The 23,554-nt window shown below is 43.3% G+C and carries 22 protein-coding genes and 1 pseudogene; 9 read left to right on the top strand and 14 right to left on the bottom strand.

Annotation, left to right across the window (positions count from 1 at the left end):
- Positions 1–95 precede the first annotated feature (95 nt).
- Positions 96–338: a hypothetical protein gene (locus AC2VE5_RS09600; protein ID WP_486887527.1), complete on the bottom strand. Its 243-nt coding sequence runs from the start codon at positions 336–338 to the stop codon at positions 96–98.
- Positions 339–609: 271 nt separating this feature from the next.
- Here AC2VE5_RS09600 and AC2VE5_RS09595 point away from each other — a divergent pair, with 271 nt between their 5' ends.
- Positions 610–1,026, top strand: coding sequence for a BlaI/MecI/CopY family transcriptional regulator (locus AC2VE5_RS09595; RefSeq protein WP_486887526.1), 417 nt, complete (start codon positions 610–612; stop codon positions 1,024–1,026).
- A 2-nt stretch (positions 1,027–1,028) separates the two neighbouring features.
- Positions 1,029–1,904, top strand: coding sequence for a M56 family metallopeptidase (locus tag AC2VE5_RS09590; RefSeq protein ID WP_486887525.1), 876 nt, complete (start codon positions 1,029–1,031; stop codon positions 1,902–1,904).
- Here AC2VE5_RS09590 and AC2VE5_RS09585 read toward each other — a convergent pair.
- Positions 1,891–3,615, bottom strand: a complete 1,725-nt coding sequence (locus AC2VE5_RS09585) for an energy transducer TonB (RefSeq protein ID WP_486887524.1) — start codon at positions 3,613–3,615, stop codon at positions 1,891–1,893. The genes AC2VE5_RS09590 and AC2VE5_RS09585 overlap by 14 nt on opposite strands.
- Before the next feature lie 299 nt (positions 3,616–3,914).
- On the opposite strand from AC2VE5_RS09585, the gene AC2VE5_RS09580 reads away from it, so the two are divergent.
- Entirely contained in the window at positions 3,915–4,568 is a 654-nt protein-coding gene (locus AC2VE5_RS09580; RefSeq protein ID WP_486887523.1) for a MotA/TolQ/ExbB proton channel family protein, read from the top strand.
- Positions 4,552–4,953: an ExbD/TolR family protein gene (locus AC2VE5_RS09575; protein ID WP_486887522.1), complete on the top strand. Its 402-nt coding sequence runs from the start codon at positions 4,552–4,554 to the stop codon at positions 4,951–4,953. The genes AC2VE5_RS09580 and AC2VE5_RS09575 overlap by 17 nt, the downstream gene beginning before the upstream one ends.
- A gap of 44 nt (positions 4,954–4,997) precedes the next feature.
- Here AC2VE5_RS09575 and AC2VE5_RS09570 read toward each other — a convergent pair whose 3' ends face one another.
- Together AC2VE5_RS09570 and AC2VE5_RS09565 are read right to left on the bottom strand one after the other, a co-directional pair.
- The gene (locus tag AC2VE5_RS09570) at positions 4,998–5,516 is read right to left on the bottom strand and encodes an FKBP-type peptidyl-prolyl cis-trans isomerase (protein ID WP_486887521.1); all 519 of its coding nucleotides are present in this window, start codon (positions 5,514–5,516) and stop codon (positions 4,998–5,000) included.
- A gap of 100 nt (positions 5,517–5,616) precedes the next feature.
- Complete coding sequence (locus AC2VE5_RS09565; RefSeq protein ID WP_486887520.1) at positions 5,617–5,940, bottom strand: phasin family protein; 324 nt, start codon at positions 5,938–5,940, stop codon at positions 5,617–5,619.
- A 227-nt stretch (positions 5,941–6,167) separates the two neighbouring features.
- Here AC2VE5_RS09565 and cpdA point away from each other — a divergent pair, with 227 nt between their 5' ends.
- The 3 genes from cpdA to AC2VE5_RS09550 all read left to right on the top strand — a co-directional run bounded on the left by cpdA (position 6,168) and on the right by AC2VE5_RS09550 (position 7,827).
- Positions 6,168–7,112 (top strand): 3',5'-cyclic-AMP phosphodiesterase, encoded by a 945-nt coding sequence (gene cpdA, locus AC2VE5_RS09560; protein WP_486887519.1) that lies wholly within the window; start codon positions 6,168–6,170, stop codon positions 7,110–7,112.
- Between the two features lie 2 nt (positions 7,113–7,114).
- Positions 7,115–7,408, top strand: a complete 294-nt coding sequence (locus AC2VE5_RS09555) for a TIGR03792 family protein (RefSeq protein WP_486887518.1) — start codon at positions 7,115–7,117, stop codon at positions 7,406–7,408.
- A gap of 62 nt (positions 7,409–7,470) precedes the next feature.
- Entirely contained in the window at positions 7,471–7,827 is a 357-nt protein-coding gene (locus AC2VE5_RS09550; RefSeq protein ID WP_486887517.1) for a hypothetical protein, read from the top strand.
- Positions 7,828–7,833: 6 nt separating this feature from the next.
- Here the strand turns inward: AC2VE5_RS09550 and nblS are convergent, their stop codons facing one another.
- The 7 genes and pseudogenes from nblS to folK form a co-directional block, all read right to left on the bottom strand.
- A complete protein-coding gene (nblS, locus tag AC2VE5_RS09545; protein WP_486887516.1) occupies positions 7,834–9,786 on the bottom strand; it encodes a two-component system sensor histidine kinase NblS in 1,953 nt (650 codons plus the stop codon).
- Between the two features lie 102 nt (positions 9,787–9,888).
- Complete coding sequence (purD, locus tag AC2VE5_RS09540; RefSeq protein WP_486887515.1) at positions 9,889–11,166, bottom strand: phosphoribosylamine--glycine ligase; 1,278 nt, start codon at positions 11,164–11,166, stop codon at positions 9,889–9,891.
- 335 nt (positions 11,167–11,501) lie between these two features.
- Positions 11,502–12,050, bottom strand: a pseudogene (locus AC2VE5_RS09535) (IS200/IS605 family accessory protein TnpB-related protein); the annotation flags it as partial.
- Positions 12,051–12,095: 45 nt separating this feature from the next.
- Positions 12,096–13,526: a cryptochrome/photolyase family protein gene (locus AC2VE5_RS09530; protein WP_486887514.1), complete on the bottom strand. Its 1,431-nt coding sequence runs from the start codon at positions 13,524–13,526 to the stop codon at positions 12,096–12,098.
- A 33-nt stretch (positions 13,527–13,559) separates the two neighbouring features.
- The gene (locus tag AC2VE5_RS09525; protein ID WP_486887513.1) at positions 13,560–14,246 is read right to left on the bottom strand and encodes a Uma2 family endonuclease; all 687 of its coding nucleotides are present in this window, start codon (positions 14,244–14,246) and stop codon (positions 13,560–13,562) included.
- Positions 14,247–14,248: 2 nt separating this feature from the next.
- Positions 14,249–14,797 carry an NUDIX hydrolase gene (locus AC2VE5_RS09520; RefSeq protein WP_486887512.1) on the bottom strand — a complete coding sequence of 183 codons (549 nt, stop codon included), beginning with the start codon at positions 14,795–14,797 and terminating at the stop codon, positions 14,249–14,251.
- Positions 14,798–14,801: 4 nt separating this feature from the next.
- Positions 14,802–15,296, bottom strand: coding sequence for a 2-amino-4-hydroxy-6-hydroxymethyldihydropteridine diphosphokinase (gene folK, locus AC2VE5_RS09515; protein WP_486887511.1), 495 nt, complete (start codon positions 15,294–15,296; stop codon positions 14,802–14,804).
- A gap of 156 nt (positions 15,297–15,452) precedes the next feature.
- Between folK and AC2VE5_RS09510 the strand changes: the two genes are divergently transcribed.
- Together AC2VE5_RS09510 and psb35 are read left to right on the top strand one after the other, a co-directional pair.
- Positions 15,453–17,831, top strand: a complete 2,379-nt coding sequence (locus AC2VE5_RS09510; protein ID WP_486887510.1) for a transglycosylase domain-containing protein — start codon at positions 15,453–15,455, stop codon at positions 17,829–17,831.
- A gap of 104 nt (positions 17,832–17,935) precedes the next feature.
- Positions 17,936–18,163, top strand: a complete 228-nt coding sequence (psb35, locus tag AC2VE5_RS09505; protein WP_486887509.1) for a photosystem II assembly protein Psb35 — start codon at positions 17,936–17,938, stop codon at positions 18,161–18,163.
- A gap of 16 nt (positions 18,164–18,179) precedes the next feature.
- Here the strand turns inward: psb35 and AC2VE5_RS09500 are convergent, their stop codons facing one another.
- From AC2VE5_RS09500 to AC2VE5_RS09490, 3 genes are all read right to left on the bottom strand, one after another.
- Positions 18,180–18,605 (bottom strand): tellurite resistance TerB family protein, encoded by a 426-nt coding sequence (locus tag AC2VE5_RS09500; RefSeq protein ID WP_486887508.1) that lies wholly within the window; start codon positions 18,603–18,605, stop codon positions 18,180–18,182.
- A gap of 24 nt (positions 18,606–18,629) precedes the next feature.
- Positions 18,630–19,970, bottom strand: coding sequence for a 16S rRNA (cytosine(967)-C(5))-methyltransferase (locus tag AC2VE5_RS09495; RefSeq protein WP_486887507.1), 1,341 nt, complete (start codon positions 19,968–19,970; stop codon positions 18,630–18,632).
- A 154-nt stretch (positions 19,971–20,124) separates the two neighbouring features.
- On the bottom strand, positions 20,125–23,214 hold the full coding sequence (locus AC2VE5_RS09490) for an MFS transporter (protein ID WP_486887506.1): 3,090 nt from the start codon (positions 23,212–23,214) through the stop codon (positions 20,125–20,127).
- Positions 23,215–23,554 lie beyond the last annotated feature (340 nt).

Below are 23,554 nucleotides of genomic sequence, written 5' to 3'. Positions count from 1 at the left end.
TTTACTGCCTCTAGCTCTAAATGGGGAAAAGCTTGAGTAACTTGACCCATATCCACCTGCCTAACTCGTTGTTTGAGGACAAACTTTGTTGTTCACTACTCTACTATATTTGAACGCAATTTGGTATGAGCTAACAACTGGGCTTTAGTAGAAGGGAAAGTTACTTCACTTAGCTCTACAGTTTTTTGCTCTTGTCGATGGGTGGCAGATTTTAGTTGTTGAATTAGCAATTTGCGATCGCTCTTGATATCTGCAACAGAGTTTGGTTCTGCGATCGCCAAAGACATTAACCTCAAACTAAATAAAGCAACACCAGGCAAAAGAAAATAGAATTTCATGTTTATTTGTCAAACAAAAATAGATAATTATTAGCAGCTAAATAATTTTGAATATGGTAAAGCTGGGCAATTGCTCTAATCCTTGCAGTGAAAGCTTTAGTGCAAAAAATCCCTAATTTTCTATTCAATTAATCGGTGCTTATATTAAATTAAATAAAGTAGTTGTTGGTGTCAAAAGACAGGCTGTCAAACTATAAGATTGGCAGCTTAATGTGTTTAATCTCAATTATTGGTAGCTAAAAAATTACATTATGGTATGGTTTAAACTTTTGTGACTGCTCTACCCAACTATCGCCCCAAACAATTATCGCTAGGACCCTTAGAGGCAGAAATTTTAGAGATAGTCTGGCAATTTGGTTGTGCTACCGTCAAAGACATCCACGCTCGCATTTTGTCCGATCCAGACCGAGAACTAGCTTATACTTCGGTAACAACGGTGCTAAATCGCCTAACCAAAAAAGGCTGGTTGGTATGCAATAAAGAAGGTCGGGCATTTTACTATCGACCTACCATTACCAAGCAGCAAGCCCAAGCAATAGAAGCCCAAGAACATCTGCATCGATTTTTGGCAGTAGGTAGCCCGGAAATTGTAGCAGCCTTTGCCGATAACTTAGATGCGGCAAGTGTAGACCAATTGAATGCGATCGCAATGCGAATTGATGATGCTCGTAAAGCTAGGGAGAAATAGCGATGCACTTACTGATGATTCTGGCGGCGTTAGGTTTAAGTTGGGTATTGAGATATAAGTATCCCTTTTATGCTCAAAGCAGTTGCAATCAGCGTTGGCATCAGGTGTTATTTTTATTTCTTTTACCACCCCTACTACTAACAATGACGGCGGTTTCAGTGCTATATATGGGAGCCGATGACAAGCCAATGTTTTGGCAGTGGCAAGGAAGATTTAGTTACTTCGTTGTCTCAAGTTTGTTGGGAGTTGCAACGTTAAACTTACTAAAGTTAGCAATTCAAAGTTGGCAGACCTGGCAAGGGGTTCGCAAGTGTCCTCAATTTACATTGCTTGGTCGGCGCAGCCGCATTGTGGCAAATCCTCTGCCTTTTAGTGCTGTAGTTGGCTTTTGGCAGCCAGAATTGATTGTTACTGAGGGCTTACTAACCACTCTTGATAACGAGCATCTAGAGGCGGTTTTTCAGCACGAGCAAGGTCATTACTATTATCGCGATACCTTTTGGTTTTTTTGGCTCGGCTGGGTGCGCTCTTATACGGCTTGGCTACCTCATACAGAGGCGTTGTGGCAAGAGTTATTGTTGTTGCGAGAAATTAGAGCCGATTCTTGGGCAGCACAGCAAGTCGATCCTCTGCTTTTGGCAGAATCATTATTGCAAGTAGTAAGTACGGTGTCCGTACATCCAGATAACTGCTGTGCGGCTTTTAGTTGCACAGCAGCGCGCAATCGCACATCTATCAGAATAGATGCGCTGTTAGCACCAGAATTGAGCGAACAGCCAACTAATTTGTGGTCTTGGGGTTGGTTACTGTTGGCATTTTTGCCTTTAATAGTTGTACCGTTTCACACTTGCTCTCATTTAGCTTCTACGGCTCATTAGGGGTAGGTGTTGATTTCTGTTGATGCAGACGCAAAGATTGCCTAAGTTTAGTTTGATTGGGTGATGCTGCTCTTGGCGATCGCCTGACTCTAGTTTGATTTGATGATTGCGATCGCTTTAAAGTGTTTCGCAGTCTTGTTTGACCTCCAGAGCTTTGTCGGCGCTGGGGTGAGTCATAAGCCTGACGCGGTGGTAAGGTGTTTACACGCCGCCGCCGAACAGTGGTTGATTGACGGCGTAGCGACATTGTTGTGGGCGTTTGTGTAGAAGCTGTATTGGTTGTCTCAGTGGAGGGTTGCCGCGTATTTTGACTACTAGCAACAGGTTTTTGTCGGGCGGCGGCTCTTTGGCGGCGACGTTCGCGGATTTGGCGCGACTTCTTTGAGCCTTCTATAGCAAAGTCAACTTTGGCTGTAACGCCTTGGGCTGCACCATTTGGCGTTTTAAATTTCCAGTCTCTGGCTTGTTCGAGGGCAGCTTTATCTAGCTCTGAGTGACCGCTAGTACGAGCAAGTCTCACTTTTGTGACATTACCTTTGCTATCCACATCAACACTAATTTCTGCTTTACCTTCTATTCCTCTCCTTCTGGCTCTTTCTGGGTACTTGGGTTTACTACAACTACGACAGGCTAAACGACCCGATGACGACGAGCCTGGGCTTGGATTACTGTCACTTTCTGCTGGGGAGATTCGACGCTCTGTATTTCGCGCTCCCGTCGCTACGATTGAACCGTTTTGCAAACGATTATTACCTTTCCCAGTACCGTTATTATTGCTAGTACCTGTACTATTTCCAGTCTCCCTATTTGTGCCATTGCGAGTCCCGCCATTACCCGCAGTTGCCACGTTTCCAGTACCTGCGCTGTTACTTCTTGACTGATTACTAGCGCTATTGCCGACTCCATTGTTCGTCAAAACACTGCTTCCAGCTTGGTTTTTTAGGTTGGCAGCAATTTTACTTTGGCGATCACTGATCGCCGTAGAATTATCTACTCTTGATGCTTCTCTAGCATTTTTAGCATTTGCTAACAAGCTGTTTAATCTTTGATTGTCTCGCTGCTGAATTTGCGATGAGCGAGCGACTGTTGGAGGCTTTGCACTGGCGACTGGAACTGGTGAAGAAGTTACTACAGGTTTTGGTTGACTAACAATTTCTGATGGTGTCTGAGCGGGAGCAACTACGGGTTTCGCGGGTGCAGTCCGAGCAGGAGCTACTACAGGCTTTGATTGAGTAGCAACTGCTGGTACTTTTTCTAACGTTACTTTTTGATTCTGCGGCGGGGTAGGGATTGCTTTAGAAATTGGTTGAGATGACTTCTGTGGTGCGGGTTGAGCCTTTACAACTTCTGATGAGTTTGAGTAGGCGATTTTTTTCGGTGACGACTTTTCTTGAGATGCACCGCCACTACTAGCTGCGCCGAATCCTTCGCTACCTCCAGAACTGCTGAGTATAGCTCGATCGTTTCTTGCTGTGGAGCCGTTTGCTTTCTCTGGTTCTAATTCCAACTTTTGCGGAGTGGGCAATTCTACGATCGCTATTTCGAGCGGCTCATTTTCTGGTTCCGACGCTTTACTCAAAAACTTCCCTATGCCCAAACCTAGCACCCCAGCGTGCAAAGCTAGGGAGCCAATCAGACTAAACGCCAGAAAAGAATTGAGGGTTTGGGCTTCTTTTTCTCTCTGCTCAACAGCTATGCTTAACAAGCTCATAAGGTATTAGTATTTATTACTAGCTTGATTAATTTAATACGAGCAATTAGCAAACTTCAAAAAAAATCTCATATATTAATAAGAAGTTTTCTCTAAAAATTTAAAAAAATATTTACTTGTTTTTCATTTTCTTCTAGATATACAAGCTTTATCGGTTCTACCTTGATAAAGTTTGACGATTTGTCTTTTGACATTAATTCTTATTTATTTTACAATGTTGACCGCAATTATTTTATGGCTGTGGGCTGTTTAACAGATAAAAATAACTGCGATTATTGGTTAGCAATGAACATACTTAGATGGAAATAACGAATCTGTTTGCTGCTGGTGGCGTGGTAATGTTCCCGCTACTAGGATTTTCGGTGGTAGCTGCCGCTCTAATTATTGAGCGTGTATTTTTTTGGGTAAAGATAAATAAGCGGCAAAGCCGAGTGATCCGCGACGTATTGAACCTTTATCGCCATGAAAATCTTGTTGGTGCTGTGGGTAAGCTAAAACAAAATGTCGATTTGCCGATGGCGCGGATTTTCTTAGCGGCTTTAGAATTAGAACAACCAACCCCCGATGAATTTCGTCTTGCTTTAGAAAGCGAAGCACAGGCAGAGTTACCGTTACTAAAAAGGTTTAGTAATATCTTTGACACAATTATTAGTTTGTCGCCTCTTTTAGGTCTTCTCGGTACTATTTTGGGATTGATTGCTTCCTTTGATTCCCTCAATATTGGCGATGTAGGAGGTAGCCGTACCGCAAATGTTACAGGCGGAATTAGTGAGGCGCTTGTTTCTACCGCAGCAGGGTTAATAGTTGCGATTTTTACGCTGTTATTTGCCAATACATTTCGAGGATTTTATTTGCGGCAAACGGCGCGGATTCAAGAATATGGCGGACAGTTAGAATTGCTATACCGTCGCCGTTACGAGCGCCAGGAGGTATCTTATGCGTCTACCCGATGAACCGGAGATGCCATCGCAAATAAACATCATACCGATGATCGATGTCATCTTTGCAATCTTGACATTTTTCATTATTTCTACGCTGTATTTGACTCGTTCGCAGAGTTTGCCTGTAAATTTGCCCAAAGCCGGAACTGCCCAAAGTCAAAAATCTACGCCAATCGCAATTAGCATCGATGGAAAAGGAAATTTGGCTCTAAACCGCAAATTTATTCAGTTGGCAGCTTTGGAATCGCAAGTTGAAGCGTTGATTCCGAGTGGTCAAGAGGTAGTAGTAGTTCTAAATGCTGACGAGCAAGTAAATCACGGTCAGGTAATTGCTGTAATGGACAGATTGCGGCGAGTTGAAGGGGCAAAACTTGCGATCGCAACTAAACAGCCTTAAATGGGTTTGGGCGCATTTAAGGTTTGCGCCCAAATAGCAATCTATTAGCTAATTTTTAGTAATTCCACATCAAAAACTAGCGTTGCATTGGGGGGAATTACGCCACCCGCCCCACGTGCGCCATAGCCTAATTCTGGGGGAATAATCAGCTGACGGCGATCGCCGACTTTCATCGTGCTAAGTCCTTCATCCCAGCCTTTAATTACTTGTCCCGCCCCTAACTTGAACGAAAAAGGCTGACCGCGATCGCGGGAACTATCAAACTTTGTGCCATCTTCTAGAGTTCCGGTGTAGTGAACCACAACGGTTTGACCAGCTTTAGGAGTCGCGCCAGTTCCTTCATTTAGGACAACGTACTTCAGTCCAGAATCGGTAGTTACAGCTTTGTTATCGTCATCAGACATAGTATTACTGGTTGGTTTTTTTTCAGTTACTTGAGCAATCTGTGGTTGGTTTTGCGTAAGTCTATCCGCACTAGCGTTGGGCTGATTTGTAAATTGACTCACAACCAAAACTACAACACAAACTACTATGACACCAAAATTGATGATAATTTCTCTCAAAATTCTTCCTCCTTAAAATTTAAGGAATAGTAGAAAGTGTTACAAACACAACAGATTTTAGTTCACTTGCCCCAAAAAATGCAAATTACTGGCATAAAGTTCAACGCCAGAGCTTATTTTCTAAGTCTCGCACTTGACGCTCTAAACGATCGATCCGTCCCCGCAATTCATCGGTTTCTGACTGACGCGGTACGCCTAATTCTTGCATTACGTTGCGAATTTGCTTTTGCATTTGGGTTTCCCAGTTTCCCTGTTCCGATTTCAATTTATGCATCATGTCATCGACAAAAACCTTGGCTTGCTCTGGGTTTAGCTTGCCATCTTTAACCAATTCGTCGCTTGCTTCGCGTAATTTTTCCGCAACTAAAGATGTTGTCCCCACACCAAGCATTACGAGTTGCTGAAGCCAGTTATTGTTTTCCATGTTTGTACCTTTTTTAATAAACCTTGCAATTAAACTATTCCAATGATGTACGAAGTCTCTTGCTACAATTCTATCAAGCGAAAAGTTTGGGGGATGGATTCTCCATCCCTAAACCTTTTTAAGACAGCGAAAAGTTTGGGGGTAGGTGTATGCTTTCCCTAAACTTTTCCAGAAATAGTCGGTAATACCTACTTGCACTAATTAACTTAACAACTCAACTTTTTGTTATGAATACGGTGTCTTCGTTGCTAGTTGCTCAGATTACTGACACGCATTTATTTGCAGAGGTTGAACCTAAGGTTTTTGGCGTAACAACTCATAACTCATTGCAAGCAGTTGTCGAAAAATTGTGTGCATTGCAACCGCAGCCAGATATTTTGTTACTAACAGGCGATCTTTCTCAAACGGTGTCTTCGTTGCTAGTTGCTCAGATTACTGACACGCATTTATTTGCAGAGGTTGAACCTAAGGTTTTTGGCGTAACAACTCATAACTCATTGCAAGCAGTTGTCGAAAAATTGAGTGCATTGCAACCGCAGCCAGATATTTTGTTACTAACAGGCGATCTTTCTCAAGATGAAAGCAGTCAATCTTACGATTTCTTAACTGGCTTGATTGCACCGCTAAATATTCCTGCTTACTGGCTACCAGGAAATCACGACAATTTACAAGTTATAGAGCAAGCATTACAACAGCCTCCGATTGATGCTACCAAATCTTTTCAAACTGGCGGCTGGAATTTTTTACTTTTAAGCTCTTTAATTCCAGGGTGCGTATATGGGGAGATTTCTAAGCAAAGTTTGGATTGGCTAGAACTTCAACTAGAGCAAATTACTAATCTTCCTACCTTAGTTGCTTTGCACCATCCACCATGCTTAATTGATTCTGAGTGGATGGATAACATTAACTTACGCAACTATGAGGAGTTTTTGGCGGTAGTCGATCGCTATCCACAGGTAAAATTAGTTTTATTCGGTCACATTCACCAAGAGTTTGATACTCAGCGTCAGGGAGTAAGTTATCTAGGTTCTCCATCTACCTGCGTTCAGTTTCAATCCAAAAGTAAAGAATTTACCATTGATAAGCAAGCTCAACCAGGGTTTAGATTGATAAATCTCTTTGTTGATGGCACTTACAATACAGAGATTGTCCGGGCAGAGAGTGCTAAATAATTGTGGTAATCGAGTTACTCAAAGTTGAAGTGGCGGATCGGGAAAAATACCTGCAAAAAGATCGGCAAATTTGGACAAAGGCGATCGCGCAGTTTCCTGGCTTTATAAGTAAAGAAGTTTGGCTAAATCCCCACGTACCTACTGAAGTTGTGTTAATTATTCGTTGGCGCAGTCGCCAGGAATGGAAATCAATCTCCGTACAAGTATTAGAGGAAATTGAGCGCCAGTTTGCCTTAGAAATGGGTAGTAGCAGCTATAAAATTCTGGAATCGGTAGAGTATCAAGTAGCAAAATAGAGGTGCGATCGCCCTTCAAAGCTCGATAAAATTAAATTAGTTCCTTATTTTATCTAGGCGACTTGAAAACTGCCCTTTGTCCACGCTGCCATCAAAGCATTGATTCTCAAGCAGTAGTTTGTCCTTATTGCCGTACTGCAATTAAGGCTTTCGGTCATCCTGGTATGCCTTTGCACCGCGCGGAGGGAACGAGCTTTTTATGCGAAAGTTGTACCTACCATGCCGATGATACCTGCAATTTTCCTCAGCGCCCTTATGCTCAAGAATGTACTTTGTACCAAGATATGAACAAACTTAGCCGCTCTGCAAAACCCCAACTAAATAACTTTAGCTGGAATCTTAAAAGTTGGCTAAGAAGGCATCAAGGGTTATTACTGCTCGTAATTTTGTTATTAATCAGTTTAGCGATCGCTTTATAGAGGCTGTTAAGCCTTGTTTATTACATCCATCAGTGACAGATTATCTGTTGGTAATGGTTGTTCGACAAATACCGCCAAGTCAAACCAAAAAGTTGTCCCAACACCAACCTCGCTAACTAAATGGACGGCGCTGTGATGTTTGTCAACAATGTTGCGGACAATTGACAACCCTAAACCTGTACCTTCTAAAGTATGCACGCGGTTTTCTACCCGAAAAAAGCGCTCGAAGATGGCTTGTTGATCTTCCGCATCGATGCCGATTCCTGTATCCGAAACTTCGATGCGTACTCGTTCGCCTAAAGTATGAGAATGCTCGTTTGTAGCTGCTGTTGGCAGTAAATAAGCCCGGAGTGCTACTTTTCCACCTTGCTGAGTAAATTTAAGCGCATTACCGACTAAATTTGTAAAAACTTGCAAAAGTAAATCGTAATTCCCTACTACGGCGGGTAAATCGGGGGAGATTTCTTGAACTAGCTCAATCCCTTTATCTCTAGCATTTAGCTGATAGATGCGTATAGTTTGCTCCACAGCTTGCGCTAAGTCTACGCCATCAAATTGATAAATTCGGCACGATTCTAGCCGTGACAAGTCCAAAACATCATTGACTAAACGAGCCAGCCTGTCGGTTTCGTGATTAGCAGTCTCCAGAAACTCCCGGCGCTCGGCTTCTGTTAATTCTTCCCCGTAATCGTGCAAAGTTTCAATGTGGGTTTTGATATTAAATAAGGGTGTTCGCAGTTCATGGGAGACATTACTAATAAACTGACTTTTTGCCTCGTTTAGCTCCACTTCGCGGGTAATATCTTGAACAGTAATCGCAATTCCTTTGATACTTTCCCGTTGCTGATTGACAACGGTAGTTAAAAGAATGCGTACCGTGCGAACGCTCGGTTCGGAAAGAGTTAAGCGAAATTCTGCACTATCGCGCTCTCCGGTGGCTATTTGATACAAGGAGCGCGACAAATCTGCTTGTACGGCAGAAGGTAACTGATGGAGTATGTTGGCTCCTACAACTTCCGCATTTTCCCAGCCAAAAATTCGTCGGGCTGTAGGGTTAACTAAAATCACCTGCAAATCGGCATCTAGTAGCACCGCACCATCGGCAATAGTCGAAACCAAAGTTTCTAACTTCGCTTTTTCTGCCGTCAATTCGTCAATATTTTGCTCGTCATAGCTTTCTAGCTTTTCTGCCATTTCATTGAAGCTAAAAATCAATTCTCCCAATTCGCCACTTAGAGGTAAATCTATCCGTTGCTTAAAGTTGCCCGCCGCGATATTTTTTACCCCCGTTGATAACTCTTTAATTGGTTGAGTAATCATCAAAGCATTAGAAACCGCTCCCAGTATCACCATTACCCAAATAGAGACAAACACCGCGATCGTTACATCGCGCGTTAGGTTTGAAGAAGTGACTACCGTTGGATTAGGGTTAGTACCGATCGCTAAAACTCCTAAGTATCTGCCTTCATGCAGCAAAGGAATAAATACATCCGTAACTTCGCCATCGGGGGAGAGATGCTGGCGTACCATTGGGATTTCAGAATTGGCAGCATAATTTTCGGGTAAATTAATTCGTCTGGCAATACTCAAAGAAGTTTGCACTTCTGGTTGCCAAAAAGGAATACCAAAAAATATTTTTCCCGATTCATCCGCGTAAAGCATATAGCGGACGCTAGAAGTATTGCTATAAAAGCGTTGAGAGAATTGGGCAACTTCTGTAAGATTGTTTTCCGCCACTAGCGGCGCAACGTTGGAAGCAAGTAGCAGCCCCAAGTCGCTACCAAAACGGGTATCGCTTAGCCGCGCATCTTGTTGAATCGTATTGACAGCCCAAAAGGTAAGCCCGCTCATAATTAAGGAAACAACCAAAGTTGCCGCCGCCAGCAGCTTTGTCTGGAGCGTAAAATCCGCCCACCAATGGGCGATCGCTTCTCGAAGTGTTTTTAACCAAGTAACCATTTTTTAAATTTATATTAGCTTTTGTAATAAATCCTTACAATTAAAAACTAACAGTTAATTGGTAAATAGGTGGTAAAGAAATTTCAAAATCCATTTTTTTACCTATTTTTGCACTCGATACCCAATATCTCGCCGATAATACATCCCTTCAAAATGGATGCTGTTAAGCGCAGCGTAAGCACGAGAAATTGCTCCAGCAAAATCCGCTCCTATACCTGTCACACCCAAAACTCTGCCGCCATCTGTAACTAATTGGTTATCTAATTGCTTTGTGCCAGCTTGAAACACATAAGTATTTGCCAACCCTTCAGCACCTTTGATGCCCGTAATCGCTTCACCCTGGCGATAATCTCCCGGATAACCGCCAACTGATGCAACTACACAACAAGCTGCTCCAGATTTCCAGGCAATAGCAGGCATTTCTCCTAATCTTTTCTCTACGCAAGCCAGTAGCAATTCTTCTAAAGGTGTTTCTAGTAAAGGTAAAATGGCTTGAGTTTCAGGATCGCCAAACCGACAGTTAAATTCCAAAACTTTAAATTCGCCATCCGGTGACACCATCAAGCCAGCATAAAGTACGCCTCGGTAGTCTATATTGCGTTTGCGTAAAGTTGCGATCGCTTTTTGCAATACTTCTACTTCTATTTTTGCCATCAATTCTGGGGTAACTAAAGGCGCAGGCGCATAAGCTCCCATTCCACCTGTATTAGCTCCCGTATCCCCTTCACCGATGCGTTTGTGATCTTGGGCGGGTAGTAAAGGGCGAATTGTTATCCCATCTGTCAAAGCCAATACAGAGACTTCTTGCCCAGTTAAACATTCTTCTACTAGAACAAATTTACCCGCACTGCCAAATTGCCCTTGAAATATACTATCAATTGCTCTATGGGCTTCCTCAATAGAGGCAGCAACTATAACTCCCTTTCCCGCCGCCAAACCATCAGCTTTGACAACAATAGGCACAGATCCCGCTTCTACATAGCCTCTAGCGGCGGCTGCCTCAGTAAACACAGCAGCTTTGGCGGTAGGAATGTTGGCTTCTGCCATTAAGGCTTTTGCCCACGCCTTGCTTGCCTCAATTTGCGCTCCCGCACGGGATGGTCCAAACACTTTCAGCCCCTTATCCTGGAGGTAGTCAGCAATCCCCAAAGCGAGAGGGATTTCCGGACCAATTACAACCAAATCGATGTTGTTATCTTGAGCAAATTGTCCGATTCCTGCAAAATCATCTACATTCAACGGCAAGTTTTGACAACGTGCGGTTGTGGCTGTACCGCCATTACCAGGAGCGCAGAAAACTTGCTCAACATTGCTCGATTGTAGTAGTTTTAGCGCGATCGCGTGTTCTCTACCCCCGTTACCAACAACCAAAACTTTCACTAATATCCTCGCTCCAAGTACCAATAGTTTTTTATACTTACTGACGATTATGCAACCTTCTAGGGTAGCAAGGAGCAGTTGGATGTTGCTTTTTATGATTTGGGCAGAGGTCCAGCAGTTTGTCTGCTAAAAATATTTTGAATTGACAAATAGATCAAAATTACTAAAGGAGCTACCAAGATAAAAATAATGTACCAAGGCATACCTGCATAACTAAAAGAGTTGTACCAAACATTGATGGTGCTGCTTGCATACTCATTTGCTGGGGAATAACTATTTTCAATTACGATTTCTGGTTTGACACTCCCCGCCTTGAAAGAGCGGGGATTCTTGCATCAGGTAGACCAAAGTCTAATCCGAATGGGCGCTGTCAAAACGCCTCTAGTAAGTCCGCTTAGATCGAAACCAAGCTTTCCCTTTGCTTTTCTCAAAATATTCGCTGCACCGTTACAATCAGCATTTATATAACCAAAGTTTGCAGTGCGAAATAAACCACGTTTTACACGCTTTCCAGTTGATTGCCACTGTTCGGGTTTTTCACCAAATTTAGGTAGCTCATCATTATCTAAAAAACTTGCTTTACTTGTATAATTTTCCTCGGTTTCTACAAACACAATTCCATAATGTTCGCACAAAGACGCTATCCTATCCTTGAGTTTCGCAGTGGGAACCCTTACAAACTTTTGGTTATTAACTCTCCCCATATTTGAACTGTCTTTTTGTCCTTTATTCCATCCAAAAACAATACTACCAATTTTGTTTTTTAAGCAATGATTAATAACAATTCTGGCTGCTTTGTTAACTGCATCTCGCATCTGGCGGTTGCGTTTTTCAGTGATAGCCGCAAGCCTGTTAGACCAAAAACCTTGTGGTTTTTTCTCTTGCCTAAGCCCCAAATAAATACCTCATCGTTGAGTAAATTTAACGTACTAGCTTTTTTGCTGTTGATATAGCTGTTTAAATAAACGCTGCTGAAGCTGATGATCGACAATGGGCAATGGATAGCCGAGCGCGTCGCGTTCAACAGATGAAATATTCCCACTAATTAAAAATTCTGTATCCACAGACCTTAATTCCGGTAGCCATTCTCTGATATATTCACCTTCTGGATCAAATTTTTGCGCTTGACTTGCAGGGTTAAAAATTCTGACTGGTTTGGGGTCCATACCACTAGAGGCGCTCCATTGCCAGCCACCATTATTTGCCGAAAGATCGCCATCTATTAGGCGTTGATAAAAGTATTTTTCTCCTAATTGCGGGTTAATTAATAAGTCTTTAGTCAAAAAACTAGCTACAATCATTCGACAACGGTTGTGCATCCAGCCAAGTTCGTTCATTTGCCGCATTGCCGCATCGACAATCGGATAGCCAGTTTTCCCTTCACACCAAGCTTGGAAATGTTCTTCGTTATTGTTGTAGGGGAAATTTTTAAAAACTTCTCGATACGCGCCAGTTTCCAATTCCGGAAAATTATACATGGCGTGTTGATAAAATTCCCGCCAAGCAAGTTCTTGTTGCCAGCCAATAATGCTGGTATTGGTTTCATCGCTGCGACTATTTTCTAATGCCTCTTTCGTTGCTGCCCATACGGTGCGAATACCAATCACGCCAAACTTTAGCGCCGCGCTCAGTTGAGATGTGCCATTAACTGCGGGAAAATTGCGCTGCTCTTTGTATTCGTTAATCGCCGAATAAGTAAATTCTTCTAGCTTTTCTTGGGCGGCGGCTTCCCCTGGGGCAATTACTAATTCATTTTCCCAATTGAAGCCTAAATTTTTAGCTGTAGGTAAAGCAATAGCTCCAGCAGCAACAGCAAGGTTTTTTTCGTCGGCTGTAAGCCCTGTAACATCTTGTAAGGCTGCTACGGGTTCCGCCTTGGGTTTACTTATCCAGTTGCGCCAAAAAGGGCTGTAGACAGTGTAAGGCTGACCAGAACCTGTGCGGATATCTTCGGGAGAATGGAGTAATTGATCCCAGTGTTTTTCTTTAAACTCAATGCCTTTTTCTTGCAAAGCATCCATTACCGCGCGATCGCGTTCTTGAGAATACGGCTCAACGTCCCAGTTCCAAAACACCCCACGAGCATTCAAAGCACTGGCTAGAGCGGGTATTGCTTGAGTCGGATTACCTTTGATAATTAATAATTCGCTACCTGCTTGGGCGTAGCGCTGTTGTAGGTGCTGCAAACACCCGATCATATAAGTAACTCGCACTGGCGCAACATCGTCGCGTTCTAAAATATTGGGATCGAGGCAAAATACCCCTACGACCTTTCGACTATGCTCCCGTGCGATCGCAAGTCCGGTATTATCAGAGATCCGCAGGTCGCGGCGATGCCAAAATAAGATTAAGTCAGACATTAAATACTGTTTTAGTACAATTGTACTAATATTTTAAGATAAACGATTGGACAAAAGCTCGATAAATTGACCGTGTTCGGGGGAATTTAATCCTAACTGTAAAACTGCGATCGCGTTTACCATTTCTCCCGCCAGTAGTAGGGGTAGAGCTAACCACAAACCAGGAAAAACAAGACTTCGCACTACTCCATTGTCATCGGGCTGTAAAAGCACATATTCACCTGCTTGGAGGCTAAACCAGTCAAGTTTGCGATCGAAAACCTGCCAGACAACGTACTCTTGAACGCCATTACGGCGATATACCTGTTTTTTATCGTACAAATCGTAAGCGGCGCTACTAGCAGCGATTTCTACAATTAATTCCGGCGCACCTTCCAGATAATCATCATCGCTAACAATACTTCGCCCTCCTGAATCGATTCTTAGTAGAGCATCCGGCTGGGGTTCGTTGTCTAAATCTAGGCGCACGGTGCTATTGTCACCAATATCTACTCCTGGCGTGGCAATCCAATAAGCTGACAACAGCGCCATAATTGCCGCGTGAGGCTGACCATGACTTCTAGCTCTTACTGGCGATCCTATGTATACTACTCCCTCAATTAGTTCAGCTTTCTTTACTTTTGGCATCGCTGTATAGCGTCGCTCAAATTCAATTCGCGACAAGCGATCGCCATTTTCTAGAGAGAGGATTTGAGTAGCCGTTTGTGTTGAGGCGTTCATAACTAATTTAAAAACGGTTTAGCTAAAAGAAAGCTAGAAATAGATTTGGCATCTACAGGCTCACCTTCTAAAATAGCTTGTTCTAATTCCTGGGGAGTTAGTAAAACTGTTTCAATGTCTTCGTCGTCATCTTGTACGGGCGGTTTGTCTAAAACTTCCAATTCTTGGGCGAGAAAAGCGTAAATAATTTCATCAGAGTAACCCGGCGCTAAAAAAAATTCACCGAGTTTTTGCCATTTATGAGCGCGATAGCCTGTTTCTTCCTCAATTTCGCGCCGGATTGTCTCGGCGGGGGACTCGTTTAGTTCTACAGTTCCCGCCGGAAACTCTAATAATCTGCCTTGTACCGCAAAGCGATATTGGCGCACTAAAACAAGCTTGCCTTCAGGAGTTACTGGCACGGCTAAAGCGCCCCCTGGATGCCTGATACATTCCCATTCGCCTTCAACTTCGTTGGGTAGACGCAGACGATTGACTTCAAAATCAAATTTGCGCCCTCGGTAATGCAGGCGTTGCTTGAGTAATTGGGGGGGTTCGTTGCCGATTGCCATATAGTTAAATTTTGATAACTCCTGAACAGTCTACCGCTTGCACCAGTTGCGCGATCGCGTTTCCGGAAACTGGTTCAATCCAGTTAGGGGCAATTTCTGCTAAAGGCACGAGGACAAAAGCGCGTTCGTTCATGCGCGGATGAGGTAATTGCAGTTGAGGCGTATCTAAAATTAGCTCGTCGTAGAGCAATAAATCGAGATCGATGGATCTTGCTCCCCATCTTTCTCTCCGCACTCGTCCAAACTTAGCTTCGGTGGCAAGTAAAGTTTTGAGCAATTGCTGGGGTGGTATCATTACTTGCAGCAAGGCACAACCATTGAGGTAATCTGGTTGAGGGATTCCGCCTACGGGCTTTGTTCGATACCAACTAGAGACTTTTTGCATCGCAATGCCTGGCATTGCGCCTAATACTTGCAATGCTGCAGCTAAAATACCTGGAGAATCACCTAAATTACTGCCAAGAGCGATCGCGCATTTTTGGGTTTCACGAATCTGCAAAGCTCTGCCCTTACTCCATTTAAAATCTATTATTTTATAATTTGCTCTAACTTTAAGCTAAAAATTTATAATTCCCGTTTATTAGTAGCGATCCCAACCAAGTAGAATAAACAAAACAATTGTTGGTCAGTAGCGTTATTGAGGAACTAAATAAAAGTGTCCAAATTAATTCCTTGGCTCAAAGAGCGAACAACTAAAGTCCGTGACTCTACGCCAGGGGAAAAGCCAACCGCCGAGAAGCGAACTCTAGTAGAGCAAATCAAAAGCTTGCCCAAATTCGCTGCTGCCAAAATTCCTGGAGGCAAGCCCCCATACCGTTACTATTGGTTTTGGCTATTGCTTTTAGCTGGTGGTGGCACTGTTGCTTTGACAGTTTTTTGGCTGAGTATAGAACGTAGTTTGCCAAAAGCGACGGAACTATACACTTTTATCCGCGATGATACTCTCACCATCAAAGCAGGCGACGGTAGTATTTTGCAACAAAGAGGACCAGCGACTAGAGAACAGTTAAAACTCAGCAAAATCCCCAAGCCACTGGTACAAGCTTTTATTGCCTCGGAAGATCGCCGATTTTATCAGCATCATGGTGTAGATTATCAAGGCATCGTGAGAGCCTTTGTAAATAATCTGCGATCACGTAATTTGGGAGAAGGTGGCAGCACGATTACGCAGCAGTTGGCGCGAATTTTATTTTTAAATCAAGAACGCACGTTAGGGCGCAAGTTTAAAGAAATCAGCTTATCTCAAAAAATTGAACAAAAACTCAACAAAGAGCAAATTTTAGAGCGTTACTTAAACTTAGTGTATTTAGGATCGGGTGCTTACGGTGTTGCCGATGCGTCTTGGGTATACTTTAGTAAACCTGTAGATAAACTAACCTTAGCCGAGATGGCGACCATAGCTGGACTTGCCCCCGCACCTAGCCTTTATTCGCCAGTAGTTAATCCAACGGCTGCAAGGCGACGGCGCAATTTGGTATTGCAGAGGATGCAGGAAGATGGAGTAATTACAATTCAAGCAGCCAAGGCAGCAACTAACGCCCTCACTACCCTCAAACCTAGTTTGCCCAAACGTCTCCAAGTAGAAGCACCTTACTTTACTACTTATATCCAGCAAGAATTACCAAAATATATTTCCCCCGAACGAATCGAAGCTGGGGGCTTAACCATTGAAACTACCCTAAACCCCAAGTGGCAAAAAGCCGCAGAAACGGCAGTAAAAAATACCGTGGCTCAAAATGGTAGAGGGCAACATTTTGAGGAAGCGTCGTTAGTTAGTATTGACCCCCGCAATGGCGAAATTAAGGCAATGGTAGGGGGCAAAAATTTTCAAGTCAATCAGTTTAACCGCGTAACTCAAGCTCAACGCCAGCCAGGGTCTACTTTTAAGGGCTTTGTATACGCCGCCGCGATCGCATCGGGAATGTCGCCTTACAAATCTTACATCGACGCGCCTTATATAGTTGAAGGCTACGAACCTTTGAACTACGATCGCAGTTACCGGGGTTGGATGACTGCAAGTAGCGCCCTGATTTCCTCCATCAACACAATCGCTGTTAAGGTTTTAATTGATGTCGGCTTTGAGCCAACAATCAAACTTGCCCACAATATGGGCATCAAATCTGAACTAAAGCCTACTTATTCTCTAGCTTTAGGTTCTAACGAAGTAAATTTACTCGAACTAACCAGCGCTTACGGTACTTTGGCAACCCAAGGTACGCACATCGAAACTCACGGAATTCGCCGGATATTAAATCGCAGTGGCGAGGTGATTTATACCTCAAAATACAAACCTAAACGAGTGCTAGACCCTGGTAGCGCCTCAATTATGACCTGGATGCTCAAAAGTGTAGTCCAGTCGGGTACAGGTCGCGCTGCTCAGTTAAATCGACAGGTTGCGGGTAAAACTGGCACTTCCGATGAAGCCCGCGATTTGTGGTTTATTGGCTATATTCCCCAAGTAGTGACGGGGGTATGGTTGGGTAATGATAATAACGAACCTACCAGAGGTAGCAGTAGTACGGCGGCTTACACTTGGCATCAATTTATGGCTCAAGCCGTGGAAAAAATGCCTGTAGTAGAATTTCCCTCAAGACCGAAGTTAGAAGGGCGCAAAGGCAGTATTAAGGCGCAGCCACTCAAGCCTAAACGAGTGATTTCTAGGCGCATTCCTGGCAAACGGCTAAACGAGAGCAAACAAAACAATTTACAAGCACTTCCTGAATCTAATCGTCAAAGAAGACGCGATCGCAATCGACGTTACAATGGGCAAAATCCAGAAACTACAACTCAAAGGCGTAATCGGCGCTACAGAAGCGATCGCCCGACTAGAAGATTGCGTAAGCGCCAAGAATCCGCCGCACCACCAGTGCGTCCTCAAACCCAGCCGCCACAGGCTCCTGAAAGGTCTACTCCCCAAGTTGCACCCACAAGGTCTTGGCGAGAGCGGCTAAGACCAGTGGAGCGTCCTTCTAACAACCCACCTCCGGCTGCATCCCCTACTAACCCGGCTCCTGGCTTTGGTAGCGATGGTTAAGATAAGTTCACAACTATTTCCTTCACCCTTGGGGGAGATAGCAAAATAACACAGATTTTTGTATGCTCTTAAAATCAGTAATTGCATAGTAAGAGGAGCATAAAATGAATATATTAATGCAAACCGCAGCCCAAGCCGCCGAAAATGGTCCTCATTTTCCAGTTTCCTTCACTTTAGTATATGTAGTTGGATTTATTGCGGCAGTATCGATTGGCTCTGTTGCTTGGTACAACTCTAAGCGTCCAGTAGGTTGGGAAGACAAAGAGCGTCCTGATGTTGTTCCAGAAGTGAAAAAAGAAGAAACCCCCGGTATCGGCGAACCAAAGGTTTAAATAAGTCACATACTTTTTATTTTTGACCCTCAACCCAACGACGGTAAAGTTTTTGAATTTCTTTCATTACTGCATTATGAGCGGGTTGAGGTGTATTATTTTCTGGATCTAAAGACTGCAACTCGGTCAATAATTTTGCTTCTTCCGTATCTACATCGCTGTCGCTATAAATTAACCCGCTAATAGCTTCAAGTAGGTTTTGGTAATCTACGAGACTCGGAGAGTTGCCTAAATAATCTCTTACCCATTGGTAACATTCGGTGGGCTTCACTTCCCGTAATTCGTGTAGTAAGGGATAAATTTCTGGCTCTTGTGCTACACCTTTTTCTTGAGCTATTTGGTTTAAGTAGGTGCGTTCTTCTGGCTGAATTTTGCCGTCAAGCCAAGCAACTCCAATTAAGATTTTGACTAGCTGTTTGACATTATTTTCCTTATTTAACATTGTTTTTCTCTAATAGTTAGGGTTTTATAGGCTTTTTTTCAGTCGCACCATAAAAAAGCCATCCATTAAATCTTGATATGGTAAAACTTTAATCCAACCTGCGGGTTTTGCAAAGGTAAAACAAGGCGAATCAGTCTGTGGCAGTTCAATTAGCCAATTGGGATTATGCGAAAGAAAATTCTCAATTATACTTTCGTTTTCTTGGGGATGCAGTGTGCAAGTAGCATAAACCATTACGCCGCCTGGCTTGACAAATAAAGCTGCTTGAGAAATTAGCTGTGATTGCAGCAATGAAAGTTCTTGGATACTTTCAGGAGTTTGTCGCCAACGCGCATCGGCGTGACGGTTTAAAGTTCCCAAACCCGAACAAGGGACATCTAGTAACAGGCGATCGCATTTATCTATAAACTGGCTAAGATTGCGGCTATCTCCTACCTGTACTCTAATTGAGTTTAATTGCAGGCGTTTGGTATTTTGTTGGAGTTTTCGCAATCGGGAAGCCGTGTGATCGCACGCCCAAATTGTGCCAATATCACCCATTAATTCAGCAATGTGGGTAGTTTTTCCCCCTGGTGCTGCACACGCATCGATAATAATTTCCCCAGCTTGAGGAGCAAGTAAATGGCTAACTAATTGAGCGCTACTATCTTGCACCGTCCACCAACCATCGTTAAAACCTGGTAAGTTTTGAATTGCTCCGGTACTCCCATTTATTCTCACCGCTTGAGGTACGTGAGAAACGCGGCTTACATCTATACCCGCCGATTGAAAGGCGGTTTCAACTTTTTCAATAGAACTAAGAAGCGGATTTATTCGTAAGTCGAGCTTGGGTGGTTGGTTTAGCCACTGGCAAAGTTGTTCTGTAGCTGCGGTGCCAAATTGCTCTAACCAAACTTCAATTATCCAGTTGGGGTAACTATGCAGAATGCCTAATCGTTCTACAGGGTTTTCTGGTAACTTAAGCGGATCGATTCCAGTATCGTTGATCCGGAGGTATTGGCGCAATAAACCATTGACAAAGCCTGTAAGTCCTGTAAGCCCGTTTTTTTTAGCAAGTTCTACAGTAGTATTAACCGCCGCCGAGGGGGGAATATGGCTCAAATATCGCAGTTGGTACAAGCCTAAATGCAAAATAGGGCGCAAAAGTGGGGGTTGTTTATCGGCTTTTTTGCTGGCTAATTGGTCAATGAGGGTATCAAGCGATCGCATTTGGCGGACGCTACCGTAAACAAGTTCAGTAGCTAAACGGCGATCGTTTGGGGAAAGGTCATTTTTACTTAATATCCGCTCTAAGGCGACATCAGCATAAGCTCCTTTGTGTACGGCACTTAGAGCTATAAAAGCACTTTGGCGAGAATCATCCATAGTTCTAGAATAGACCTATGTGCAAAAGATTTGTTAGTCGGCTTAAGCCGACTTTAGCTATTAGCAAGCGGGTTTTAACCCTAGGTGGGCTAGGATGATTTGCTACAAAAAAAGCCTCCGGTTAGGGAGGCTTTGAAGTTTTTAACTAAGAGTTTTAGCCAATAATATTTCTTACGGCTAGGATTCCTGCGATCGCACTTGCAACTAAAGATGTCAGTGCGGTACTAAATAACCACCAAGCTGCACCAGAAGCTGCTTTTTTAGTTTCGGCAGCTTGCTTTTGCGCTTGCTGTTTGATTGCGTCTAAGCGTCTTTGAGTTTCTTTTTGAATGCGTTCGCCTTGTTGCAATACTTTGTCTCTAGTTCCTTCCACTTGAGCGATGATGCGGTTTGCATCGGCTTCGGAGATGTCTTCGCGAGAACTAAGAAGGGCTACTAAGGTATCGCGGTCAAATTGCGACAATCTTTCACGCAAGGCGCTAAATCCGGCTTGTGGATCGTCAAATACTTTGCTGAAATCTTGCTGCAAACCTTCATAGTTTAGCTCTGGACGTTCTAAGGAATTTAGGTAATTGCGGAGCTTTCCAAACACTCCCTCAATGGCAGAAGTAACAGTTTGCTGGATTTTTTGCGCTTGTTCCACAAGGGAGTTGCGGACTGATTCTACTTGGTCGGCGATGCGGTTTGCTTCTTCTTCGCTAATATCTTCCCGTTGGGATAGTAATGATACTAGGGTAGAACGATCGAACTTAGAAAAGCGATCGCCTATATTTCCCAAACCAGATCGCGGATCGTTGAGCAGTAGTTGCAAATCGCGCTTTATTCCGTCTGGGTTTAGTTCGTCTTTGTTAGTATTTCGCAAATAGCTTTCGAGATTAGCCTCAAAATCGACAACTTGCTGCGTGGCACGACTTGCCAACCGACGCGGCGCTTTGACAATGCTGTTGATTCCGGCTTGCAATCGATCGATTGCTCTATTAACTTGCTCCTCGCTCAAGTCTTGGCGTTGACCAAGGAGTTTTACTAAGGTTTCTCGGTCTACGTGTGATAATCTTTCCCGTAGTGCAGAAGATCCAAGTTTTGGATCTTCAAGCAATTTACTCAAATCTCGCTTAATTCCTTCAGGATCGAGTTCTTCTAAGTTTGTATTGCGAAGATACTCAGCAATTTTACTTGTAGTTTGTTCGTACTGTTCTTGAGCAATTCCGGCTAGTTTCTGCGGCGCTTGCAAAATGTTACTGCGTACTGATTCTATTTGATCGAGAGTTTGGTTAATTTGCTCCTCGCTCAAATCTTGACGCTGGTTGAGAAGTTGTACCAAAGTATCGCGGTCAAATTGCGATAATCTTTCTCTTAGTACGCTAAGTCCAGCTTGCGGATCGGCAAAAAGGGTTTGAAAATCGCGCTTAATACCTTCAGGATTTAGTTCTTCTTTGTTGGTATTGCGGAGATATTCTTCAACTTTAGTCCGTAACTCGGTAGCTTTGGCTTTAGCTTGTTCTTGAACTTCTCTAGCTCGATTGATAACACTATCGCGGGAGTTTTCTAGCTGGCTAACTATCCCTTCTGCTTCCTCGGTGCTAATATCTTGACGCTTGCTAAGAAGTTGGACAAAGGTATCGCGGTCAAATTGCGATAATCTGTCCCGTAGCGCCTCAAACCCGGCTTGCGGATCTTCTAATAGTTTCTGGAAGTTCTGTTTAATCCCTTCAGGATTTAGTTCTTCTTTACCTGTTTTGCTGAGATAATCTTCCACCGATGCGCGGATATCTTTTGTTTCGCCTTGAGGCGCATCTTGCAGACTAGCCAAAACTTCGGTGCGAATGCTCTCTAGTTGTTCGGCTACTTCTTCAATTTTTGCTGGTAGCAAGTCGCCACGAGCAGTTAATTGTTGAGTAAAATACTCCTTATCTATTTGCTCCAAGTGTCTTTTTACTGTTGCTGGATCGGCTTCGGGGTCGTAAATGACATCTTTAAATTCACTTTTGATTGTCTCGCGGTTTAAGTGCCAAGCATAAGAACTTTGCAAGTAGTTATCGACATCGGCTTTGATAGTGTTGAAACCTAATGCAGGTGCTTTTTCAGCTACAGCAGTGCCAACTTTACTGGCTTGTTCTGTTGCTTTACCTGCCAATTGCTGCAATTGACTAGAAATTTTTTCTATATCTAAATCGGACAAGTCTGTTCTTTTCAAGACTGTTCCTAGCAATGTGCTAACACCAAGTTGCATAGCTTGGCTCATCATCCCGCCGTTTTTTTGTCCGTTACTTTGATTACTAGCGACTAACTTCTGGAGTTGTTCGCCTAAATCTTGACTTCGCAATTCGTCAGGAGTCGCAGATTGTAAAAAGTTCTGAATCTGCTTTTGCGCGTCTTGTTGTGGCTGACCAACTACATTTTTCCACGCACCTTCTAGTTGATCTACAACTCGATTGATGTCTTGCTTAGAAAAGTCTGTACGGCTGCTAACGAGATCTACCAAAGTTTGACGGTCAATATTTAAGCCTTCGTTTCCTGCTAGGCTTTGCAAATCTGAGCTACTAAGTATCTTCTCAAATTGGCTGCGAATTTCCTCTACATCTAACTTAGGTAATTGCAGATTGCTTAAAGAACTTTGCAAAGTATCGCGGATGCTGTTGGGGTCAATTCCCGAAGTCAATTCACGGCGCACTGCGGCGGTAACGGCTTCGGCTGTCGAGACTACTTGCGATGAGGCGGCGCTTGCACCCATAGCTGTAGCGGCAGTTCCCATCAATCCTTGAAAGCCTGATGTGGCAGTGCTAACAACAGAACCAATTAAGGAACCTACCGTAGTTGAACCTACCCACACTAGCAGCGAAAAGTAAGTAGACCAAATAACTACTGCTGTAATTGCTCCTAAAACTGCACTACTAACTAAGCTCAGTTTTACTGCCAAAAAACAAGCAATAAATAAGGCAATACTAACAGTGATTAAAGTCCAAAGACCTACCGCCGTTTCTATTTTGCGAATAGTGCTACCTAAGCTTTCTGATTCATCGGAATTAGACGAGCCTCCTAAAGATGAAATGCCAAAGGCAACGGAGAAGTTTGTTAATAATAATTGGAAGGCAAAAGCCATCAAAACACCAGCAATCAATGCTACTAAAAATTGCGGTGCTGAAAATAAAGCTACGGTCTGGGGTATTGCGCTTACTTGCACTTCGGCAACTTTGGCTACTCCTAACTGTTCGCTATATAACGGAATAATTGTACTTAAATTCATAGGTTTCCTTGTTTGTTAAATTAAAGTAATTAGTTTTTGTGGCAAAACAATTTGCGTACCAAGCATCCGGCATTCGTAAAACTTGCATTATTTACAAACGTCAATTACTAACTACTTTTTGGCTACTTATTTGTAGTCCCATTTACTATATGTACTGCTGCCTCTTTGCTCTAACTCCCTCTAAGGTCAGAACCAAGTAACTTTGTTTATATAATTTTGTAAATAGAAAAATGTTTAATAGAGCATAAGTGTGCGCCTCAATTATGCGCAAGCAATCAATAAAGTAAAGCGATCGCTTAATATCCTAAAACCTCAGTAGGCTGTTATATTTTTTACTAAC

Source organism: Aliterella sp. E5.1 (assembly GCF_057473825.1).
The sequence above is the reverse complement of the archived record's forward strand: the minus strand, read 5'-3'. Positions and strand labels throughout refer to the sequence as shown.